Raw genomic sequence first — 19,042 nt, forward strand, 5'->3', positions numbered from 1 at the left:
TATGGCATCCCATTATGAGAGTTATTGTAATGCGCGCAGTAGCGCATCGTTGTCGGCGTTATCAGCGACCTTAATATCTTGCCAGCCCAGTTCCCGGGCGAGGTGCGCCAGACGCTCACTGACGACCAGCAGCCGACAGCGTAGTAACCAGTGCTCACGATACCACTGCGGGATCAGCGACCAGAGCTGTTGCAGCATTTCGCCGCTGGTGACAACAATCGTCGTCACGCCGCGAGAGTGCCAGCGCATCGCCTCTTCCGCGCCATCGTAATGTTTTGCACTGCGTTGATAACATTCACAAAAGGTGACTTCAGCGCCGCGTTCTGTGAGGGTTTTGCCTAACAGTTCACGCCCGCCGTTGCCCCGTAAAATAAGCGCTCGTTTTCCCGCAATATTTTGTAATTCAGGTAATTGTAGCAAGACTTCGCTGATTTCCCGATCCAGAGGGTAGCGAATATCGCATCCGCTAACGGTATGCAGCGCCAGCGCCGTTGTGCGCCCGATGGCGAAGTAGCGTGGTTGCACAGGCCAGTCAAGCCCCTGCTGTTGCAGTTGGGCGTGGGCAAAGGCGACGGCGTGTTGCGAGAGGGCGAACACCAGATCGTTGTCCGTGAGCGCCGCCAGGCGATCGGCAAGCGTTGCCAGTTCCCGGCCTGGCGTAAACTCAATAAGCGGAAAACTCCAGGCCACCTGCCCCAGTGTGCGCAGACGGCTCACTAACTCTTCCCCGGAGGGAGACGGGCGGGTGACCAGAATACTCATGCGGGCGCTTCTCCGTTATAAACCTCGGTCAGAATCGCGCGGGCGCCGTTTGCCAGCAGCTCTTCCGCCAGGGAAATGCCCATTTGCGCGGCGTCCTGCGGCAATCCACGACGTTCTCCGCGAATCATCTGCGAACCGTCAGGCGCGCCAACCAGCGCACGCAGCCAGACTTCACCATCAATGATTTCAGCATAGCTGCCAATCGGCACCTGACAGCCCCCTTCCAGGCGGGTGTTCATGGCGCGTTCGGCTTTTACACGTAGCGCGGTTTCTTCATGATTCAGCGGCGCTAACAGCGCCTGAGTACGTGCGTCATCCAGTCGGCATTCAATGCCCACTGCGCCTTGCCCTACGGCAGGGAGAGAGATTTCGGGAGGCAGCGCGGTGCGAATACGCGACGTCAGACCTAACCGTTTTAACCCGGCAACCGCCAGGATAATTGCGTCATAATCACCGTTATCGAGCTTGCTCAGGCGTGTGCCGACGTTGCCGCGCAGCGAGCGGATGACGAGATCCGGGCGACGCTCGGCCAACTGGCACTGGCGACGCAAACTTGATGTGCCGACGATGCTGCCTGCGGGCAGTTCATCCAGATTGTTGTATTGGTTCGAGACGAAAGCATCGCGTGGATCTTCGCGTTCGCAAATCGTGACCAGGCCAAGCCCTTGCGGGAATTCTACCGGCACATCTTTCATCGAATGCACGGCGATATCGGCGCGCTTTTCCAGCAGCGCGACTTCCAGCTCTTTTACAAACAAGCCCTTACCGCCCACTTTTGCCAGAGGGGTGTCCAGAATCACGTCGCCGCGCGTCACCATCGGCACCAGTTCCACGACCAGCCCTGGATGCTGTGCTATCAACGCGTCTTTGACATAATGTGCCTGCCAGAGCGCAAGGGGGCTTTGGCGTGTGGCAATTCTTAAAACATTGTCTAACATGCTTGTTACCGTCATTATCGTCCGTGGACCATCCTAACATCCTTACAAGTGGGATGTCAGTGTTACGGTCAAAGGTGAGTAAGAGGATCAGGCGCGGCGTCGCGACTGGCAGTGAATAATGACGAGAAACCGCCTGACCGTATTAAGGAATTTACACGTAGCTAACGGTGCTACACTTGTATGTAGTGCATCTTTCTTTACGGTCAATGAGCAAGGTGTTAAATTGATCACGTTTTAGACCATTTTTTCGTCTTTACCCCTTAATGGGGAGAAGGATGAAAAAGGTAACGGTTATTTTTGACATACGGTTTATCCCGAATGGTTTGGTTGTCCGCACTCGCGATGGCAATCAGACGCATGACGGGTAGCAACATCAGGCGATACGTCTTGTACCTCTATATTGAGACTTTGAAACAGAGACTGGATGCCATCAATCAATTGCGTGTGGATCGCGCGCTTGCTGCCATGGGCCCTGCCTTCCAGCAGGTATACAGTCTGCTGCCGACATTATTGCACTACCATAATCCGCTGATGCCGGGTTACCTCGACGGTAACGTTCCCAAGGGCATATGCTTTTACACGCCTGATGAAACCCAACGCCACTACCTGAATGAACTTGAACTGTACCGGGGTATGTCCCCGCAGGACCCGCCGAAAGGCGAGCTGCCGATCACCGGCGTGTACTCAATGGGCAGTACATCTTCAGTAGGGCAAAGCTGTTCTTCTGACCTGGATATCTGGGTCTGCCACCAGTCCTGGCTTGATAGCGAAGAGCGCCAGTTGCTGCAACGTAAATGCAGCCTGCTGGAAAGCTGGGCCGCTTCGCTGGGCGTGGAAGTCAGCTTCTTCCTGATCGACGAAAACCGTTTCCGCCATAATGAAAGCGGCAGTCTGGGTGGTGAAGACTGCGGCTCGACGCAGCACATCCTGCTGCTCGACGAATTTTATCGCACCGCTGTGCGTCTGGCCGGTAAGCGTATTCTGTGGAATATGGTGCCGTGCGACGAAGAAGAGCATTACGACGACTACGTCATGACGCTTTACGCGCAGGGTGTCCTCACGCCAAACGAATGGCTGGACCTGGGCGGATTAAGCTCGCTCTCCGCCGAAGAGTACTTTGGCGCCAGCCTCTGGCAGTTGTACAAGAGTATCGATTCCCCGTACAAAGCGGTGCTGAAAACACTGCTGCTGGAAGCCTACTCCTGGGAATATCCCAATCCGCGCCTGTTGGCGAAAGACATTAAACAGCGCCTGCATGACGGCGAGATCGTTTCGTTTGGTCTCGACCCGTATTGCATGATGCTGGAACGCGTGACCGAATACCTCACGGCTATTGAAGATCCGACGCGTCTTGATTTAGTCCGTCGATGTTTCTACTTAAAAGTGTGTGAGAAACTGAGCCGCGAACGCGCCTGTGTTGGCTGGCGTCGTGAAGTGTTAAGTCAGTTAGTGAACGAGTGGGGATGGGACGACGCCCGTCTGACAATGCTCGACAACCGGGCGAACTGGAAGATCGATCAGGTACGCGAAGCGCATAACGAACTGCTCGACGCCATGATGCAGAGCTATCGTAATCTGATCCGTTTTGCCCGCCGTAACAATCTCAGCGTTAGCGCCAGCCCGCAGGATATTGGCGTGCTGACGCGTAAACTGTATGCCGCATTTGAAGCCCTGCCGGGCAAAGTGACGCTGGTGAACCCGCAGATTTCACCGGATCTCTCCGAACCGAACCTGACCTTTATCCATGTGCCGCCGGGCCGGGCCAACCGTTCTGGCTGGTATCTCTACAACCGTGCGCCGAACATGGATTCGATCATCAGCCATCAGCCGCTGGAATATAACCGCTACCTGAACAAACTGGTGGCGTGGGCCTGGTTTAACGGTTTGCTGACGTCGCGTACCCACCTGTTTATTAAGGGCAACGGCATTGTGGACCTGCCTAAGTTGCAGGAGATGGTGGCCGATGTGTCGCACCATTTCCCGCTGCGTTTGCCTGCGCCAACGCCGAAAGCGCTCTACAGTCCGTGTGAAATTCGCCATCTGGCGATCATCGTTAACCTTGAATATGACCCGACGGCGGCGTTCCGCAATCAGGTGGTGCATTTCGATTTCCGTAAGCTGGATGTCTTCAGCTTTGGCGAAGAGCAAAACTGCCTGGTCGGCAGTGTCGACCTGTTGTATCGCAACTCGTGGAACGAAGTGCGTACCCTGCACTTCAACGGCGAACAGGCGATGATTGAAGCGCTGAAAACGATTCTCGGCAAAATGCACCAGGATGCCGCGCCGCCGGACAGCGTGGAAGTGTTCTGCTATAGCCAGCATCTGCGCGGCCTGATCCGCACCCGCGTACAGCAACTGGTCTCCGAGTGCATTGAACTGCGCCTCTCCAGCACCCGCCAGGAAACCGGACGTTTTAAAGCGCTGCGCGTTTCGGGCCAAACCTGGGGGCTGTTCTTCGAGCGCCTGAATGTTTCGGTGCAGAAACTGGAAAACGCCATTGAGTTTTACGGCGCGATTTCGCACAACAAACTTCACGGACTTTCCGTTCAGGTTGAGACCAACCATGTGAAATTACCGTCGGTGGTGGATGGGTTCGCCAGCGAAGGGATCATCCAGTTCTTCTTTGAAGAAACCGGCGATGAGAAAGGCTTTAATATTTATATTCTGGACGAGAGTAACCGGGCGGAAGTGTATCACCACTGCGAAGGCAGCAAAGAAGAGCTGGTACGCGACGTGAGCCGCTTTTATTCGTCGTCGCACGATCGCTTCACCTACGGCTCCAGCTTCATCAACTTCAACCTGCCGCAGTTCTACCAGATTGTGAATACCGACGGTCGCGAGCAGGTCATTCCGTTCCGTACCCAGCCCATCAGCGCCGTGCCACCGGCAAACCAGGACAACGACGCGCCGCTGTTACAGCAGTATTTCTCGTGAACATGATGCCGGATGGCGGTGTTACAAATGACGCGAGATACGTAGGCCGGATAAGCGCAGCGCCATCCGGCAATAAAACTTAGCGGAAGCTCACCGCTTCTCCAGCCTGTTGTGTCGCGGCCTGCTCCAGCAGATCCCAGAAGGTTTCGCCGCTGCGATCGCAAATCCATTCGTCGCCTTTCAGGTCAAAATGGTAGCCGCCCTGTTTGGTCGCCAGCCATACCTGGTGCAGTGGCTCCTGACGGTTGATGATGATTTTGCTGCCGTTTTCAAAGGTAATGGTTAGCACGCCGCCGTTGATTTCGCAGTCGATATCGCTGTCGCCGTCCCAGTCGTCCAGACGTTCTTCAATGGTCATCCACAGGGTATCTGTGAGGCGATGAAATTCACTGTCGTTCATTGTTGTTTCCCGTTTTTTACGTGATGGCGGCAGTATAACCTGGAAGAATTCATGATGCAGTTTTCAGCCAACTCTTGCTTTTACGTCTCCTCCTGCGATGATAGAAAACAGAAAGCATGAACTTACAGGCAATCCATAATGAAAAATGTGTTTCAGGCACTCGCTGTACTTCTCACTCTGTTCAGCCTGACCGGCTGCGGTCTGAAAGGCCCGCTCTATTTTCCACCTGCTGACAAAAACGCGCCGCCGCCGACGCATGAGGTTGATTCGCAAATCCAATCGACGACGCCCGATCAAAACGATCGCGCTACGGGAGACGGCCCTTCTCAGGTGAACTATTGACGGTACGTTTCTGTCCCCGCGTAAATGGAGTGAATGATGCAATTCTCTAAAATGCATGGCCTTGGCAACGATTTTATGGTCGTCGACGCGGTAACGCAGAATGTCTTTTTCTCGCCGGAGTTGATCCGCCGCCTGTCAGACAGGCATCTGGGCGTGGGGTTCGACCAGCTTCTGGTTGTCGAGCCTCCTTACGATCCTGAACTGGATTTTCATTACCGCATCTTCAACGCCGATGGCAGCGAAGTGTCGCAGTGCGGTAACGGCGCCCGCTGCTTTGCGCGATTTGTGCGTCTGAAAGGACTGACCAATAAGCGCGATATCCGCGTCAGCACGGCCAATGGCCGGATGGTGCTGAGTGTCACTGATGATGAACTGGTGCGGGTGAACATGGGTGAGCCAAACTTTGAACCCGCGCAGGTTCCTTTTCGCGCCAACAAAGCGGAAAAGACCTATATTATGCGAGCGGCCGAGCAGACAATATTGTGCGGCGTGGTTTCAATGGGGAACCCGCACTGCGTGATTCAGGTCGATAATATCGACACGGCGGCAGTCGAAACGCTGGGACCGGTTCTGGAAAGCCATGAGCGTTTTCCAGAACGAGCGAATATTGGGTTTATGCAGGTTGTGAAGCGCGAGCATATCCGATTACGCGTTTATGAACGTGGGGCAGGAGAAACTCAGGCCTGCGGCAGCGGCGCATGCGCCGCCGTTGCGGTGGGCATTCAGCAGGGTTTGCTGGCAGAAGAAGTACGCGTGGAATTACCTGGCGGTCGCCTTGATATCGCCTGGAAAGGCCCGGGTCATCCGTTGTATATGACTGGCCCGGCGGCACATGTCTACGACGGATTTATTCATCTATGAAGCAACCAGGGGAAGAACTACAGGAAACACAGATGGAACTGGACGACCGGGCGGTCGTCGATTATCTACTGCGTAACCCTGAGTTTTTTATCCGTAATGCGCGCGCCGTTGAGGCGATGCGCGTTCCTCATCCCGTGCGGGGTACGGTGTCGCTTGTTGAGTGGCACATGGCCCGCGCCCGGAATCATATCCATGTTCTTGAAGAGAACATGACGCTGCTAATGGAACAGGCGAATGCCAACGAAAGCCTGTTCTACCGTCTGCTGCATTTGCAGGGACGGCTGGTTTCCGCCAGTAGCCTGGATGAAATGCTGATGCGTTTTCATCGCTGGGCGCGGGAGCTGGGGCTGGCGGGCGCGACCATCCGGCTGTTTCCCGATCGCTGGCGACTCGGCGCGCCGTCGAATCATACCCATCTGGCGTTAAGCCGTCAGGCCTTTGAACCGCTGCGTATCCAGCGTCTGGGGCAGGCGCAACACTATCTTGGCCCATTGAATGGCCCGGAACTGCTGGTGGTGCTGCCTGAAGCCAAAGCGATTGGCTCGGTGGCGATGTCGATGCTGGGGCGTGATGGCGATCTGGGGGTCATACTCTTCAGTAGCCGCGATGTGCATCATTACCAGCAGGGGCAGGGGACACAGTTACTGCAAGAAATCGCCTTGATGTTGCCGGAACTGCTGGAGCGCTGGATTGAACGTGTATGACCGAATTATCGCTTTCTCAGGACGTTGCGCGCTTCTTGCGTTACCTGGGCGTAGAACGGCAACTTAGCCCCATTACGCTACTGAACTATCAGCGTCAGCTTGATGCCATTATCGCTTTAGCCGGAGAAACCGGTCTGCAAAGCTGGCAACAATGTGACGCTGCGATGGTGCGCGCTTTCGCGGTACGCAGCCGCCGTAAAGGGTTAGGGCCCGCCAGCCTGGCGTTGCGCCTCTCTGCTTTACGCAGTTTCTTTGACTGGCTGGTGAGCCAGGGTGAACTCAACGCTAATCCGGCGAAAGGCGTCTCTGCGCCGAAAGCGCCTCGTCACCTGCCGAAAAATATCGACGTGGATGATATCAACCGCCTGCTGGATATCGACCTCAACGATCCGCTTGCCGTGCGCGATCGGGCGATGCTGGAGGTGATGTATGGCGCGGGGTTGCGTTTGTCTGAACTGGTGGGGTTAGACATCAAACACCTCGATCTCGATACGGGCGAAGTGTGGGTGATGGGGAAGGGCAGCAAAGAACGGCGTCTGCCCATTGGCCGCAATGCGGTGGCGTGGATTGAGCATTGGCTGGATCTGCGCGGCCTGTTCGGCAGCGATGACGATGCGCTGTTTCTCTCAAAGCTCGGGAAACGGATCTCCGCGCGCAATGTACAAAAACGGTTTGCGGAGTGGGGCATTAAGCAAGGGCTGAATAGCCATGTCCATCCGCATAAACTGCGTCACTCGTTCGCGACCCATATGCTGGAGTCGAGCGGCGACCTGCGCGGCGTGCAGGAGCTGTTAGGCCATGCCAATCTGTCCACCACGCAAATCTATACTCATCTTGATTTTCAACACCTGGCCTCGGTGTACGATGCGGCGCATCCACGCGCCAAACGGGGGAAATAATGCGTTTTTACCGGCCTTTGGGACACATCTCAGCACTCACGTTCGATCTGGATGACACCCTTTATGATAACCGTCCGGTTATCCTGCGCACCGAGCAGGAAGCGCTCACCTTTGTGCAAAACTACCATCCTGCGCTGCGTACATTGCAGAATGCCGACCTGTATCGCCTGCGTCAGGCGGTACGCGAAGCAGAGCCGGAAATTTATCATGATGTGACGCGATGGCGTCATCGCGCCGTGGAGCGCGCCATGCTGGAAGCGGGCCTGTCGGCGGAAGAGGCAATGGCGGGGGCGAACGCCGCGATGATCAATTTCGCAAAGTGGCGCAGCCGTATCGATGTTCCGCAAGTGACGCATGACACGCTGAAGCGGCTTGCAAAAAAATGGCCGCTGGTGGCCATTACTAACGGCAATGCGCAGCCGGAACTGTTTGGGCTGGGCGATTACTTCGAATTTGTGCTGCGCGCGGGCCCGGACGGGCGCTCTAAACCGTTCAGCGACATGTACTCTCTGGCGGCGGAGAAGCTTAACATGCCGATCGGCGAGATCCTCCACGTCGGCGACGATCTGACGACCGATGTCGCCGGGGCGATCCGCTGTGGAATGCAGGCCTGCTGGATCAAACCGGAAAATGCCGACCTGATGCAGACCACTGACAGCCGTTTACTGCCGCATATCGAAATTTCACGGTTGGCATCTTTGACCTCGCTGATATAATCACCAGCAGTATTGTATATATACCCAGCTTTTTGGCGGATGGCGCTGCGCTTATCCGCCCAACACACTTTTACGCGGCGGTGCCAATGGACGTTTCTTACCTGCTCGAAAGCCTTAATGATAAACAGCGCGAAGCGGTGGCTGCGCCACGTAGCAACATGCTGGTGCTGGCGGGAGCGGGGAGCGGCAAAACTCGCGTGCTGGTGCACCGTATTGCCTGGCTGTTGAGCGTAGAGAATAATTCACCCTATTCCATTATGGCCGTTACCTTCACCAATAAGGCGGCGGCGGAAATGCGCCACCGTATCGGTCAGTTAATGGGAACCACGCAGGGCGGGATGTGGGTCGGCACCTTCCACGGTCTGGCGCACCGTCTGCTGCGCGCGCACCATATGGACGCCAACCTGCCGCAGGATTTCCAGATCCTCGACAGCGAAGATCAGCTGCGCCTGCTCAAGCGCCTTATTAAAGCGATGAACCTTGACGAGAAGCAGTGGCCGCCGCGTCAGGCAATGTGGTACATCAACAGCCAGAAAGACGAAGGGCTGCGTCCGCACCATATTCAGAGCTACGGCAACCCGGTGGAGCAGACCTGGCAGAAGGTTTACCAGGCCTATCAGGAAGCGTGCGATCGCGCAGGGCTGGTGGACTTTGCCGAACTGCTACTGCGCGCGCATGAACTGTGGCTCAACAAGCCGCATATCCTTCAGCACTACCGCGAACGTTTTACCAATATCCTGGTGGACGAATTCCAGGATACCAACAACATCCAGTACGCGTGGATCCGTCTGCTGGCAGGCGATACCGGCAAAGTGATGATCGTCGGCGATGATGACCAGTCTATTTACGGCTGGCGTGGAGCGCAGGTAGAGAACATCCAGCGTTTCCTCAAGGATTTCCCGGGCGCGGAAACCATTCGTCTGGAGCAGAATTACCGCTCGACCAGCAACATCCTCAGCGCGGCGAACACCCTGATTGAAAACAACAATGGCCGTCTGGGGAAAAAGCTGTGGACCGATGGCATTGATGGCGAACCGATTTCACTCTATTGCGCGTTTAATGAGCTGGATGAAGCGCGTTTTGTCGTTAACCGCATCAAAACCTGGCAGGACAACGGCGGGGCGCTGGAACAGTGCGCCATTCTTTATCGCAGTAACGCCCAGTCGCGCGTGCTGGAAGAGGCGCTGTTGCAGGCCAGTATGCCGTACCGTATTTATGGCGGTATGCGCTTCTTCGAACGTCAGGAAATTAAAGATGCGCTCTCCTATCTGCGCCTGATCGCCAATCGTAATGATGATGCGGCGTTTGAGCGCGTGGTGAACACCCCGACGCGCGGTATTGGCGATCGCACGCTGGACGTTGTGCGCCAGACCTCGCGCGACCGTCAGTTAACCTTGTGGCAGGCGTGCCGCGAGCTGTTGCAGGAGAAAGCGCTGGCTGGCCGCGCCGCAAGCGCCCTGCAACGCTTTATCGAGCTAATTGACGCGCTGGCGCAGGAGACGGCAGATATGCCGCTGCATGTTCAGACCGATCGGGTGATTAAAGACTCGGGTCTGCGCATGATGTACGAGCAGGAAAAAGGCGAGAAAGGCCAGACGCGTATTGAAAACTTAGAAGAACTGGTGACGGCGACGCGCCAGTTTAGCTACAACGAAGAAGATGAAGACCTGATGCCGTTGCAGGCGTTTCTCTCTCACGCCGCGCTGGAAGCGGGCGAAGGGCAGGCGGATACGTGGCAGGATGCGGTTCAACTGATGACCTTGCACTCGGCGAAAGGGCTGGAGTTTCCGCAGGTGTTCATCGTCGGCATGGAAGAGGGGATGTTCCCCAGCCAGATGTCGCTGGATGAAGGCGGGCGCCTTGAAGAAGAGCGTCGCCTGGCCTACGTCGGCGTAACCCGCGCGATGCAGAAGCTGACGTTGACCTATGCGGAAACTCGCCGTCTGTATGGCAAAGAGGTCTACCACCGCCCGTCGCGCTTTATCGGCGAATTGCCGGAAGACTGTGTGGAAGAAGTGCGGCTGCGCGCCACGGTCAGTCGTCCGGTGAGTCACCAGCGGATGGGAACCCCGATGGCGGAAAACGACACCGGGTACAAGCTGGGACAGCGCGTGCGTCACCCGAAATTCGGTGAGGGCACGATCGTCAATCTGGAAGGCAGCGGTGAACATACCCGGTTGCAAATCGCGTTTCAGGGGCAGGGCATTAAATGGTTTGTTGCTTCTTATGTTCAATTCGAAAATGCGTAACTTTCAGAAAAATATCATTATTTTGTAATAATCTGCTAGCCTTATACGCTGAAGGGCAATAATTGTTCTTCAGCGTTTCGTTGCGTGTTGACGTCAAATTTTTGCTGGCGTAACATGCGCGCACGATTACGCTAAGAGGACATTCGCCTTGGACACACCCAGTAGATGCTGGCTCATTATCCTGTCATTCAGGATCAACTCCTAAGGCTATCCCTTTTTGCTGATAGCCTTAGCGGTTGTCAGCGACCTTCTCTTTTTCCCGTCGCGCTGAGTCAGGCTGTTTAATGGTCTGAAACCCAATTTGTTTCTGTGTGCCCACCCGAACTGTCCGATATTTTTAAGCATTGGGAGTCCCGGTCATGCTGAGCGCATTTCAACTGGAAAATAATCGACTGACCCGGCTGGAAGTCGAAGAGTCACAAACCCTGATTGATGCCGTATGGGTCGATTTGGTCGAACCGGACGACGACGAGCGACTGCGCGTACAATCTGAGCTGGGCCAAAGCCTGGCGACACGTCCTGAACTGGAAGATATCGAAGCATCCGCGCGTTTCTTTGAAGACGAAGACGGGCTGCACATCCACTCCTTTTTCTTTTTCGAAGATGCGGAAGACCACGCCGGTAACTCCACGGTGGCATTCACCATTCGCGATGGCCGCCTGTTTACGCTGCGTGAACGCGAACTGCCCGCTTTCCGCTTGTACCGTATGCGCGCCCGTAACCAGGCGATGGTGGACGGCAATGCCTATGAATTACTGCTCGACCTGTTTGAAACCAAAATCGAACAGCTGGCGGATGAAATTGAAAACATCTATAGCGATCTGGAAGAGCTGAGCCGCGTGATCATGGAAGGGCATCAGGGCGATGAATATGACGAAGCGCTCTCCACGCTGGCGGAACTGGAAGATATCGGCTGGAAAGTTCGCTTATGTCTGATGGATACCCAGCGCGCGCTTAACTTCCTGGTGCGCAAGGCGCGTCTTCCGGGGGGGCAACTGGAGCAGGCGCGTGAGATCCTGCGCGATATCGAGTCCCTGCTGCCGCACAACGAATCCCTGTTCCAGAAGGTGAACTTCCTGATGCAGGCGGCGATGGGCTTCATCAACATCGAGCAGAACCGCATTATCAAGATCTTCTCGGTGGTATCCGTGGTATTCCTGCCGCCGACGCTGGTGGCGTCCAGCTATGGGATGAACTTTGAGTTTATGCCGGAGCTGAAGTGGAGCTTTGGTTACCCTGGCGCGATTATCTTTATGATCCTTGCGGGTCTGGCGCCGTATTTGTACTTCAAGCGTAAGAACTGGCTGTAATATTGCGCCCGGTGGCGCGTCGCTTACCGAGCCTACCGATCCCGTAGGCCGGATAAGCGACGCGCCACCGGCACGCTTTTATCCTCGAACTTTGCGTCTTTGTGTATAAATCGCATCCATCACAAAAATCGCCAGCGCCACCCAAATAAAGGCGAACGTCACCATCTTATCGGCGCCCGGTATTTCTCCATAGAACGTCACGGCCAGCAGGAACATCAGGGTTGGGCCAATGTACTGGAAAAAACCCAGCGTGGAGAGGCGCAGGCGCGTCGCCGCCCCAGTAAAGCACAGCAGCGGTACCGTGGTGACGATACCTGCCGCAATCAGCAACAGATTCAGCGACAGCGGATTCTGCCCCATATGGCTGGTTGGGCTATCCGCGATGCCAAACAGATAAATCGCGGCGACCGGCAATAGCCACAGCGTTTCGATCAGCATCCCCGTTTGTGCTTCAACCGCAATCTTCTTACGTACCAGGCCGTAAAACGCAAAGCTAAACGCCAGCCCCAGAGCGATGATCGGCAGAGAGCCGAAGGTCCAGAGCTGCACCAGTACGCCGCAGGCCGCCAGAATCACCGCCAGCCACTGCATACGACGGAAGCGCTCGCCGAGGAACAGCATTCCCAGCAGAATGTTAACCAGCGGGTTAATAAAATACCCGAGGCTGGCTTCCAGCATATGGTGGTTATTGACCGCCCAGATAAAGAGCAGCCAGTTTCCACCGATCAGCACGGCTGACAGCGCCAGCATGAAAATTTTCTTCGGCGTTTGCAGCAGCGTTTTAACGCCGGACCACTGGCGGCTGATGCTCATCAGCGCGATCATAAAGAAAAATGACCAGATCACGCGGTGCGTCAGGATCTCGTCTGCGGGCACGTAGTAAATCAGTTTGAAGTACGCGGGTGCGATGCCCCAAATAAAATAGGCGGCAAGAGCGAGTAACACGCCCTGCCGCGTTTGCTTAGCATCCATCGGGAAAACTCATATCAGAAATGTAACAACAGTTTACCTGTTTTTATCCCACCATATAAGTTGCGGTCGCACTGGCAATGTAAAGCTGTTCTTCGTTGTGCAGTTCCACACGCGCCACAGCGACTTTATTGCCCGCGCGCAACAGGCTGCTGGTGGCGGTGAAGCGGTTGCCTCTGCCCGGGCGCAGGTAGTCAACGCGCAGATCGATAGTTCCCATACGCGACATGCGCTGGCGTAGCTCGTCTTCGCTGATGGTCTCATGGCGGGTCAGCGTGCTGCCCACGCACACCAGTCCGGCGGCGACGTCCAGCGCGGAGGCGATCACTCCGCCGTGTAAAATACTTTGCGCCCAGTTGCCTACCATCATCGGCTGATTGTTAAAGGCCAGTTGGGCAAACTCCTTTTCATAGCGTTCCAGCTCCAGTCCTAATGCCCGGTTAAAAGGCATATGGTAAACAAACATCTCGCCCACCAGTTTCAGGGCCTGCTCAGCGGTAAGTACGGAAGACATACGATCCAGACACTCCATTGGTTAATGAAATGTTGATATTATGCTTCTTATTTGTTGTTTTCTACTTTAAGAGAGGATAACTAAACAGGGATTAAGTAAGTATGTAGAATGGCTGGCAGATAATTATACCATTCAACACTTATTGCGTTCAGGAGAACACGACCGATGCGGGCGATTTTGGGTTGGTTATTACCAGCAGCAATGCTGCCATTGGCTGTATATGCGCAGGAAGCGACAGTGAAAGAAATTCATGACGCGCCTGCGGTACAGGGCAGTATTATCGCAAACATGTTGCAGGTGCATGATAATCCCTTCACGCTTTACCCTTATGATACGAACTACCTGATCTACACCAATACCAGCGATCTGAACAAAGAAGCGATCAGCTCTTATAACTGGTCTGAAAACGCGCGCAAAGACGAAGTGAAGTTTCAGCTGAGCCTGGCCTTCCCGTTCTGGCGTGGGATTGTTGGGCCAAACTCGGTGTTGGGGGCGTCGTACACGCAGAAATCCTGGTGGCAGTTGTCCAACAGCGAAGAGTCCTCGCCGTTTCGTGAGACTAACTACGAACCGCAGTTGTTCCTCGGCTTTGCCACGGATTACCACTTTGCAGGCTGGACGCTGCGCGATGTGGAGATGGGGTATAACCATAACTCCAACGGGCGTTCCGATCCGACTTCGCGGAGCTGGAACCGCCTGTATACGCGTCTGATGGCGCAAAACGGTAACTGGCTGATGGAAGTGAAACCGTGGTACGTCGTTGGCGGCACCGGCGATAACCCCGATATCACTAAATATATGGGCTACTATCAGCTTAAAATCGGCTATCACCTGGGAGATGCGGTGCTGAGCGCTAAAGGCCAGTACAACTGGAATACCGGTTACGGCGGGGCGGAAGTGGGGTTAAGTTACCCGATGACGAAACATGTGCGCCTCTATACCCAGGTATACAGTGGCTATGGCGAATCGTTAATCGACTATAACTTTAATCAGACGCGTGTCGGCGTGGGTGTTATGCTGAATGACATATTCTGATCTGCGCAATGATTGTGTTTAAAACATTGCAGTTTCTTTCGCAGGCGCTGAAAATAGCGCCTGTTTTTATTTCAGGCAAACGGGGTTAATGTGGCGCAGGCGGAAGTGTTGAATCTGGAATTGGGGGCTAAACAGGTTTTACAGGAAACCTTTGGCTACCAACAGTTTCGCCCAGGCCAGGAAGAGATCATTGAGACGGTCGTCTCGGGTCGTGATTGCCTGGTTGTCATGCCGACCGGCGGCGGCAAATCCCTGTGTTACCAGATTCCAGCCTTACTGCTTAACGGACTCACCGTTGTCGTTTCGCCGCTTATCTCCCTGATGAAAGATCAGGTCGACCAGTTGCTGGCAAACGGCGTGGCGGCGGCGTGCCTGAACTCGACGCAGAGCCGTGAACAGCAGCATGAGGTGATGGCCGGTTGCCGAACCGGGCAGGTTCGCCTGCTGTATATTGCGCCGGAGCGCCTGATGCTGGATAACTTCCTTGAGCATCTGGCGCACTGGAATCCGGTCTTACTGGCCGTCGATGAAGCGCACTGTATCTCGCAGTGGGGGCATGACTTCCGCCCGGAATACGCCGCGCTCGGTCAGCTCCGCCAGCGTTTTCCTTCCCTGCCGTTTATGGCGTTGACCGCCACCGCAGATGACACCACCCGACTGGATATTGTTCGCCTGCTGGGGCTGAACGATCCGTTAATCCAGATCAGCAGCTTTGACCGTCCGAACATCCGCTACATGCTGATGGAGAAATTTAAGCCGCTCGATCAGCTGATGCGCTATGTGCAGGAACAGCGCGGCAAGTCCGGTATCATCTACTGTAACAGTCGGGCGAAGGTGGAGGACACCGCCGCACGTCTGCAAAGTCGCGGCATCAGCGCGGCGGCGTATCATGCCGGTCTTGAAAATAACGTGCGCGCCGATGTGCAGGAGAAGTTCCAGCGCGACGATCTGCAAATCGTCGTGGCGACCGTCGCATTTGGTATGGGCATTAACAAACCTAACGTGCGTTTTGTGGTGCATTTCGATATTCCCCGTAACATTGAATCCTACTATCAGGAAACCGGCCGCGCCGGGCGTGACGGCCTGCCCGCAGAGGCGATGCTGTTCTACGATCCGGCTGATATGGCGTGGCTGCGCCGCTGTCTGGAGGAGAAACCCGCCGGGCAGCTACAGGATATTGAACGGCATAAACTGAACGCGATGGGGGCGTTTGCCGAAGCGCAGACCTGTCGTCGTCTGGTGCTGCTGAACTACTTTGGCGAAGGGCGGCAGGAACCCTGCGGCAACTGCGATATTTGCCTCGACCCGCCAAAACAGTACGACGGCCTGATGGATGCGCGTAAAGCCCTGTCGACGATTTATCGCGTTAATCAGCGTTTTGGTATGGGCTATGTGGTGGAAGTATTGCGCGGCGCGAACAATCAGCGTATCCGCGATTTAGCTCATGACAAATTGCCGGTGTACGGCATTGGTCGCGATCAGAGCCATGAGCACTGGGTCAGCGTGATTCGTCAGCTTATTCATCTGGGTATGGTTACGCAGAATATTGCCCAACATTCGGCGTTGCAGTTAACCGAAGCGGCGCGTCCGGTGCTGCGTGGCGAAGTGCCGTTGCAGCTTGCCGTGCCGCGTATCGTCGCGTTGAAGCCGCGAGTGATGCAGAAATCTTTCGGCGGCAATTACGATCGCAAACTGTTCGCCAAACTGCGCAAATTGCGTAAGGCCATTGCCGATGAAGAGAATATCCCGCCGTATGTCGTCTTTAACGATGCGACGCTGATTGAAATGGCCGAACAGATGCCGGTTTCGCCGAGTGAAATGCTGAGCGTTAACGGCGTCGGCATGCGCAAGCTGGAGCGTTTCGGTAAAGAGTTTATGGCGCTGATCCGCGCGCATGTCGATGGTGACGACGAAGAGTAGTCAGCCAGGTAAAAAAGTGCCAGGATGGTGACTCGGTAAACTATTCCCCCGCGAGTCATTTTTATGTTGATGCTATTTCTCACCGTAGCGATGGTGCATATCGTTGCGTTAATGAGTCCTGGACCGGACTTTTTCTTTGTCTCTCAAACCGCCGTGAGCCGCTCACGCAAGGAAGCGATGATGGGCGTGCTGGGTATTACCTGCGGCGTCATGGTTTGGGCGGGCGTTGCGTTGCTCGGCCTGCATCTGATTATCGAGAAAATGGCCTGGCTGCATACCATCATTATGGTGGGTGGTGGTTTGTACCTGTGCTGGATGGGCTATCAGATGTTGCGTGGCGCGCTAAAAAAACAGGACGTCGCCGCGCCTGCGCCGCAGATTGAACTGGCGCAAAGCGGTCGTAGCTTTGTGAAAGGTTTGCTGACGAACCTGGCGAACCCGAAAGCGATCATCTATTTCGGATCGGTCTTTTCACTGTTCGTTGGCGATAACGTCGGCGTAGCCGCGCGCTGGGGTATTTTCGCGTTGATTATCGTGGAAACGCTGGCCTGGTTTACCGTGGTCGCCAGCCTGTTCGCGCTACCGAAAATGCGTCGCGGTTATCAGCGTCTGGCGAAGTGGATCGACGGCTTTGCCGGTGCGTTGTTTGCCGGTTTCGGCATTCACCTGATTATTTCGCGTTAATTATCGTAGGCCGGATAAGCGTTAGCGCCATCCGGCAATTTCTCAGGCATGCCTTGCGGACGCCAGCAGCGCACCCACCAGCATAAACAGCGAACCAAATACCTTATTCAACGCCTTCATTTGCTTCGGCCCTTTAATCCAGCCTGCGATACGTGTCGCCAGCGTCGCGTAACCGATCATCACAATGATATCAACGACAATGGTTGTGATGCCGAGCACGACGTACTGCATCAGCTGCGGCTCCTGCGGCTTGATAAACTGCGGAAATAGCGCGGCGAGAAAAACAATGCTCTTTGGGTTGGTCAGGTTTACAAATACCGCGCGCCTGAACAGACGGCTTCGGGACTGCGCGTGCGCCAGCGTGTTGAGATCGATAGCGCCTGCGGCACGCCATTGCTGGATACCCAGCCAGATCAGATAAGCGGCGCCCGCCCATTTCAGGACTTCGAATGCGACGACGGAACGTGAAAACAGCGTCCCCAGGCCCACGCCAACCAGTACGATGTGAATGCCAAGCCCGGTCTGCAAACCCGCAATAGACGCCGTTGCGCCGCGATAGCTGTGGCTGATTGCCGTGGTCATGGTATTGATGGCGCCGGAGCCGGGAGAAAGGCTCAAAATAATGGATGTCAGCAGATAAGCGAACCACCATTCGAAGGTCATGAGGAACTCCCTGATTGTCTGTTTTTATGCCACAATACCCTACTGTCGCTGTATTGTGTCAGGCATCATAAAGAAAACGATTTTTACCTGGTAAACGAGGCTGGATACCCGATGTTTCAGCAGCAAAAGGACTGGGAAACGAGAGAAAACGCGTTCGCTGCTTTTTCTATGGGGCCACTGACAGATTTCTGGCGTCAGCGGGAAGAAGCAGAATTCACGGGCGTGGACGACGTTCCCGTACACTTTGTCCGCTTTCACGCACAGAAAAACGATCGTGTCATCGTCATCTGTCCAGGTCGCATTGAAAGCTACGTAAAGTATGCCGAACTGGCGTATGACCTGTTCCATCTTGGTTTTGATGTCCTCATCATCGACCACCGTGGGCAAGGGCGCTCCGGGCGTTTGCTGTCGGATACGCACCGTGGTCATGTGGTCAATTTTAACGATTATGTCGATGACTTAACCGCATTCTGGCAGCAGGAAGTGCAATCGGGGCCGTGGCGGAAACGCTATATTCTGGCGCACTCTATGGGGGGCGCTATCGCCACGCTGTTCCTGCAACGCAACGCCGTCCAGTGTGATGCCATCGCGCTTTGCGCGCCGATGTTTGGTATCGTGATGCGCTTACCGGAGTGGATGGTGCGCCACATTCTTGACTGGGCCGAGGGGCATCAGCGAATCCGTGAAGGGTATGCCATTGGCACCGGGCGCTGGCGAGCGCTGCCTTTTAGTATGAATGTGCTAACGCACAGTCGGCAGCGCTATCGGCGCAATTTACGTTTCTATGCCGATGAGCCCCGGCTGCGCGTCGGGGGGCCGACTTACCACTGGGTGCGTGAAGGTATTCTGGCCGGTGAGCAGGCTCTGGCGGGGGCGGGTGATGACGCAACCCCTGTGCTACTCGTTCAGGCTGAAGAAGAGCGTGTGGTGGATAACCGCGCGCATGACCGTTTTTGTGAAATCCGCGCCGCAGCGGGCCATCCCGTAGAGGGAGAGCGACCGCTTGTCATAAAAGGCGCGTACCATGAGATCCTTTTTGAAAAGGACGCAATGCGCTCAGTCGCGCTTAACGCCATTGTCGAATTTTTCGACAGGCATAACTAATTCATCCAGCGGAAACCGCTTTGCCTTGAGGTTTAATT

General features: G+C 55.2%; 19 protein-coding genes. 13 read left to right on the forward strand and 6 right to left on the reverse strand.

Going from position 1 to position 19,042, the window contains the following annotated elements; genetic code table 11:
• Window positions 1–21: 21 nt before the first annotated feature.
• A complete protein-coding gene (gene hemD, locus CKO_RS00670) occupies window positions 22–762 on the reverse strand; it encodes a uroporphyrinogen-III synthase (protein ID WP_012131149.1) in 741 nt (246 codons plus the stop codon).
• Entirely contained in the window at window positions 759–1,700 is a 942-nt protein-coding gene (gene hemC, locus CKO_RS00675) for a hydroxymethylbilane synthase (protein WP_024130099.1), read from the reverse strand. Before hemC ends, hemD begins: the two co-directional genes overlap by 4 nt.
• 387 nt (window positions 1,701–2,087) lie before the next feature.
• Here hemC and cyaA point away from each other — a divergent pair, with 387 nt between their 5' ends.
• A complete protein-coding gene (gene cyaA, locus CKO_RS00680) occupies window positions 2,088–4,634 on the forward strand; it encodes a class I adenylate cyclase (protein WP_012131151.1) in 2,547 nt (848 codons plus the stop codon).
• A 79-nt stretch (window positions 4,635–4,713) separates the two neighbouring features.
• On the opposite strand, the gene cyaY is transcribed toward cyaA, so the two are convergent.
• Window positions 4,714–5,034 carry an iron donor protein CyaY gene (gene cyaY, locus CKO_RS00685; RefSeq protein WP_012131152.1) on the reverse strand — a complete coding sequence of 107 codons (321 nt, stop codon included), beginning with the start codon at window positions 5,032–5,034 and terminating at the stop codon, window positions 4,714–4,716.
• A gap of 138 nt (window positions 5,035–5,172) precedes the next feature.
• Between cyaY and lptM the strand changes: the two genes are divergently transcribed.
• The 8 genes from lptM (at window position 5,173) to corA (ending at window position 12,115) form a co-directional block, all read left to right on the forward strand.
• On the forward strand, window positions 5,173–5,376 hold the full coding sequence (gene lptM, locus CKO_RS00690) for an LPS translocon maturation chaperone LptM (protein WP_012131153.1): 204 nt from the start codon (window positions 5,173–5,175) through the stop codon (window positions 5,374–5,376).
• Between the two features lie 36 nt (window positions 5,377–5,412).
• Window positions 5,413–6,237, forward strand: a complete 825-nt coding sequence (gene dapF, locus CKO_RS00695) for a diaminopimelate epimerase (RefSeq protein WP_024130100.1) — start codon at window positions 5,413–5,415, stop codon at window positions 6,235–6,237.
• Window positions 6,234–6,941, forward strand: a complete 708-nt coding sequence (locus CKO_RS00700) for a DUF484 domain-containing protein (protein ID WP_012131155.1) — start codon at window positions 6,234–6,236, stop codon at window positions 6,939–6,941. Before dapF ends, CKO_RS00700 begins: the two co-directional genes overlap by 4 nt.
• Window positions 6,938–7,840: a tyrosine recombinase XerC gene (xerC, locus tag CKO_RS00705; protein WP_012131156.1), complete on the forward strand. Its 903-nt coding sequence runs from the start codon at window positions 6,938–6,940 to the stop codon at window positions 7,838–7,840. Before CKO_RS00700 ends, xerC begins: the two co-directional genes overlap by 4 nt.
• Window positions 7,840–8,556 carry a 5-amino-6-(5-phospho-D-ribitylamino)uracil phosphatase YigB gene (yigB, locus tag CKO_RS00710; RefSeq protein WP_012131157.1) on the forward strand — a complete coding sequence of 239 codons (717 nt, stop codon included), beginning with the start codon at window positions 7,840–7,842 and terminating at the stop codon, window positions 8,554–8,556. Before xerC ends, yigB begins: the two co-directional genes overlap by 1 nt.
• 86 nt (window positions 8,557–8,642) lie before the next feature.
• Window positions 8,643–10,805: a DNA helicase II gene (uvrD, locus tag CKO_RS00715; RefSeq protein ID WP_012131158.1), complete on the forward strand. Its 2,163-nt coding sequence runs from the start codon at window positions 8,643–8,645 to the stop codon at window positions 10,803–10,805.
• 148 nt (window positions 10,806–10,953) lie between these two features.
• The gene (gene ysgD / locus CKO_RS23545; RefSeq protein ID WP_213164972.1) at window positions 10,954–11,010 is read left to right on the forward strand and encodes a YsgD/CorL family protein; all 57 of its coding nucleotides are present in this window, start codon (window positions 10,954–10,956) and stop codon (window positions 11,008–11,010) included.
• Window positions 11,011–11,164: 154 nt separating this feature from the next.
• Window positions 11,165–12,115, forward strand: a complete 951-nt coding sequence (gene corA / locus CKO_RS00720) for a magnesium/cobalt transporter CorA (protein ID WP_012131160.1) — start codon at window positions 11,165–11,167, stop codon at window positions 12,113–12,115.
• Window positions 12,116–12,193: 78 nt separating this feature from the next.
• Here the strand turns inward: corA and rarD are convergent, their stop codons facing one another.
• Together rarD and yigI are read right to left on the reverse strand one after the other, a co-directional pair.
• Window positions 12,194–13,087: an EamA family transporter RarD gene (rarD, locus tag CKO_RS00725; protein ID WP_012131161.1), complete on the reverse strand. Its 894-nt coding sequence runs from the start codon at window positions 13,085–13,087 to the stop codon at window positions 12,194–12,196.
• A gap of 43 nt (window positions 13,088–13,130) precedes the next feature.
• Window positions 13,131–13,598, reverse strand: coding sequence for an acyl-CoA thioesterase YigI (yigI, locus tag CKO_RS00730; protein ID WP_024130101.1), 468 nt, complete (start codon window positions 13,596–13,598; stop codon window positions 13,131–13,133).
• Window positions 13,599–13,763: 165 nt separating this feature from the next.
• Between yigI and pldA the strand changes: the two genes are divergently transcribed.
• The 3 genes from pldA to rhtC all read left to right on the forward strand — a co-directional run bounded on the left by pldA (window position 13,764) and on the right by rhtC (window position 17,237).
• A complete protein-coding gene (gene pldA, locus CKO_RS00735) occupies window positions 13,764–14,633 on the forward strand; it encodes a phospholipase A (protein WP_012131163.1) in 870 nt (289 codons plus the stop codon).
• 90 nt (window positions 14,634–14,723) lie between these two features.
• Complete coding sequence (gene recQ, locus CKO_RS00740) at window positions 14,724–16,553, forward strand: ATP-dependent DNA helicase RecQ (RefSeq protein WP_012131164.1); 1,830 nt, start codon at window positions 14,724–14,726, stop codon at window positions 16,551–16,553.
• A gap of 63 nt (window positions 16,554–16,616) precedes the next feature.
• Window positions 16,617–17,237, forward strand: coding sequence for a threonine export protein RhtC (gene rhtC / locus CKO_RS00745; RefSeq protein WP_012131165.1), 621 nt, complete (start codon window positions 16,617–16,619; stop codon window positions 17,235–17,237).
• A 42-nt stretch (window positions 17,238–17,279) separates the two neighbouring features.
• On the opposite strand, the gene rhtB is transcribed toward rhtC, so the two are convergent.
• Window positions 17,280–17,900, reverse strand: coding sequence for a homoserine/homoserine lactone efflux protein (gene rhtB, locus CKO_RS00750; protein WP_012131168.1), 621 nt, complete (start codon window positions 17,898–17,900; stop codon window positions 17,280–17,282).
• A 111-nt stretch (window positions 17,901–18,011) separates the two neighbouring features.
• On the opposite strand from rhtB, the gene pldB reads away from it, so the two are divergent.
• The gene (gene pldB / locus CKO_RS00755) at window positions 18,012–19,004 is read left to right on the forward strand and encodes a lysophospholipase L2 (RefSeq protein WP_012131169.1); all 993 of its coding nucleotides are present in this window, start codon (window positions 18,012–18,014) and stop codon (window positions 19,002–19,004) included.
• The last annotated feature ends 38 nt before the right edge of the window (window positions 19,005–19,042 follow it).

Source organism: Citrobacter koseri ATCC BAA-895, assembly GCF_000018045.1.
GTDB classification, from domain to species: domain Bacteria; phylum Pseudomonadota; class Gammaproteobacteria; order Enterobacterales; family Enterobacteriaceae; genus Citrobacter_B; species Citrobacter_B koseri.